Here is a 1,374-nt window from a genome sequence, read left to right as displayed (position 1 = left end):
GAACACTTGTAGCTGTTGCAAATCAAGCTGGATTAATGAAGGATAATAAATTGCCTCGTGCAGGCAGAGCATTATTTGCTGATGCAACGGCAACAACTATTGGTTCTATTCTAGGTACTTCAACAACCACCGCATATGTTGAGTCATCTGCAGGTGTCGCGGCAGGTGCAAGATCGGGTTTTGCTTCAGTGGTAACGGCTGTTTTATTTTTACTGGCACTTTTCTTTTCACCATTATTAGGAGTTATCACACCTTCAGTAACAGCACCTGCTTTAATTATAGTTGGTATTTTAATGGTTTCTGCATTGAAAGATATTGATTGGAATCGTTTGGAGGTCGCAGTTCCAGCATTCTTTACCATTATCATGATGCCTCTTTCTTATAGTATTGCTACCGGAATTGCCTGCGGCTTTGTCTTTTATCCGATTACGATGCTGTTAAAAGGAAAGGGTAAAGAAATTCATCCTATTATGTACTTCTTATTAGTTGTATTTATTCTCTACTTTATTTTTATCGCTTAAGGTAATAAATTAAAGAATGGGATATCATTTCTTCTTAATTTATATAGAAGCTCCTTGTTCAAATAGAATGTTGAACAAGGAGCTTCTATTTTTATTACTTCCATTTATTAAAATTTTTTTATGAAAAAACTCTTGCTAACAGATAAAGAGCATGGTATAGTATAAAACGTTGCTGCTGAAACGGTGCAGTAATAAATGAAAAATAAAAAACAAAAAAATAACTTGACTCAGATGATGAGGTTTGTTATTATAAAGAGGTTGCTCCTGAGAGGTGCAACTGATTATGATCTTTGAAAACTAAACAAAACCAAGCGTGCCAACGTTAATTTCGATTAAAAAAACAACGTACTAAACTAGTACATTTTATGAGCTATATCAACTCTTTATTGGAGAGTTTGATCCTGGCTCAGGACGAACGCTGGCGGCGTGCCTAATACATGCAAGTCGAGCGAATCTGAGGGAGCTTGCTCCCGAAGATTAGCGGCGGACGGGTGAGTAACACGTGGGTAACCTGCCTGTAAGATTGGGATAACTCCGGGAAACCGGAGCTAATACCGGATAACATTTCGAACCGCATGGTTCGAAGTTGAAAGGTGGCTTTTGCTACCACTTACAGATGGACCCGCGGCGCATTAGCTAGTTGGTGAGGTAACGGCTCACCAAGGCGACGATGCGTAGCCGACCTGAGAGGGTGATCGGCCACACTGGGACTGAGACACGGCCCAGACTCCTACGGGAGGCAGCAGTAGGGAATCTTCCGCAATGGACGAAAGTCTGACGGAGCAACGCCGCGTGAGCGAAGAAGGCCTTCGGGTCGTAAAGCTCTGTTGTTAGGGAAGAACAAGTACCGTTC

The 1,374-nt window shown here is 41.5% G+C and carries 1 protein-coding gene and 1 rRNA gene; both read left to right on the top strand.

Annotation, left to right across the window (positions count from 1 at the left end; all coding sequences use genetic code 11):
- The coding region (locus WQ54_RS17900; RefSeq protein ID WP_046585971.1) for an NCS2 family permease at positions 1 to 521 on the top strand (521 nt) is incomplete at its 5' end.
- A 383-nt stretch (positions 522 to 904) separates the two neighbouring features.
- Positions 905 to 1,374: ribosomal RNA gene (locus tag WQ54_RS17895) — 16S ribosomal RNA — on the top strand; the annotation flags it as partial.

It is taken from the genome of Bacillus sp. SA1-12 (assembly GCF_000981385.1).
Taxonomy (GTDB): Bacteria; Bacillota; Bacilli; order Bacillales; family Bacillaceae; genus Metabacillus.
This window is presented reverse-complemented; position numbering and strand designations above follow the sequence as displayed.